Source organism: Maritalea mobilis (genome assembly GCF_019800885.1).
Taxonomy (GTDB): Bacteria; Pseudomonadota; Alphaproteobacteria; order Rhodobacterales; family Rhodobacteraceae; genus Roseibacterium; species Roseibacterium beibuensis.
Window position 1 is genome coordinate 1 of the sequence record NZ_JAHVKE010000012.1, and the last position, 1,233, is coordinate 1,233.

1 protein-coding gene and 1 pseudogene are annotated in these 1,233 nt (G+C 57.3%); both read right to left on the minus strand.

Features of this window, described 5'->3' with window-relative positions; genetic code table 11:
• Nucleotides 1-167 precede the first annotated feature (167 nt).
• Nucleotides 168-413 carry a hypothetical protein gene (locus KUV65_RS17990; protein ID WP_222192116.1) on the minus strand — a complete coding sequence of 82 codons (246 nt, stop codon included), beginning with the start codon at nt 411-413 and terminating at the stop codon, nt 168-170.
• Between the two features lie 466 nt (nt 414-879).
• Nucleotides 880-1,233 (minus strand): annotated as a pseudogene (locus KUV65_RS17995) (hypothetical protein); the annotation flags it as partial.

The window sequence follows — 1,233 nt, forward strand, 5'->3', positions numbered from 1 at the left end:
TCCCGTTACAGGCACCCTCGACAAGGTTCCCTTCAGCAAATCAAGGGGTAGCCGCGAGAGTGTCGACCGGTCAAGAGGCGCGAAATGGTCTACGATCCGGTCTACGGCTGTCCATCAGGGTCAGCTGGGTGGTGGACGGGTTCATGAACGCCGCCCACCGAAGCTATTTAGTGCAGAACTTGCTCAGTGTTTGTTTGATAGCGATCTTCCGTAATGAGCCGTCCCAGGTTCTTCAGCAATGGCGATAGCAACTCAGGGTGTATGCAGTGTTCTTCACTCTCGTTCTTCGTGTAGTCACTCATTTCCACAGTCACGACATCGCGGTGCAGCCAGATTTCGATGCTGACTGAGAGTTCTGTCAATTCGTCATCATCGGTTGTGAAGGTGTCGTTTTCGGTCAGGTGGTTGCTCATGATGGATCCTTTCTGAGCTGGAATGGTGCGATATGCCATGGTGGTCCCTAATTGCCGGCAGCTGCTCCTGAGACCCAAAGAACTGACCAAGACACTGGAAGACGGAACCACACCATCGATCCAATGCGGTTCCCGGGGGCGTACTCACATCGATCTGTCCAAGTGCCTGTATCGGATGAGCTGACAGCGGCTGAGAGCGCCACCCCTCCCTATGGGGGAGGATGACAAAACGCATGGGATAGGTGAGCCGTTCAGACATGCGCCCCCTGAAACATCTTGGGGCTATTGATGGAGGTCGGGAAAGGAGGAGGTCCCACCAGGTATCGCTTACGGGTCCCCTGTTCAGCAGGTGGCCCTTACGGGTCCCCCTATGGGGAGTTGCCTGTTGTGATAGTGATGTGTCCCTCCCCCTCCTCCTCCCTATAGGTATCCCTCCCTGTATCCCTCCAGTGGCAGCTGATGGGGATCATGCAGCGGTGGGGAGTGGGTCCTCCAGATCGTGAGACGTGAGGACATCCACCACAGCCTCCAGCCCTGTCCTCCGCCGGAAGGTGTAGGTCATGACGTTGGTGGCGATGCGTTGAGCCGAGGTGGGGACGAGGACGGCATCGTGGATGGGAAGCGCTACGCCCCCAATGCTCTTCATCCCGAGAATGATCGTCAGGATCTCAACCATGATCTGGCTTTCGTGGAACTGGCAGCGATGGCCGATGCCCTTGAAGAAGTACGGTGCGATGGCGGGGTGAGCGGTCATGACCGCATCCACGACATCTGACACGCGCACGTCGGCTGGGAAGAGATCCCGTGTGCCGCGAGGGAA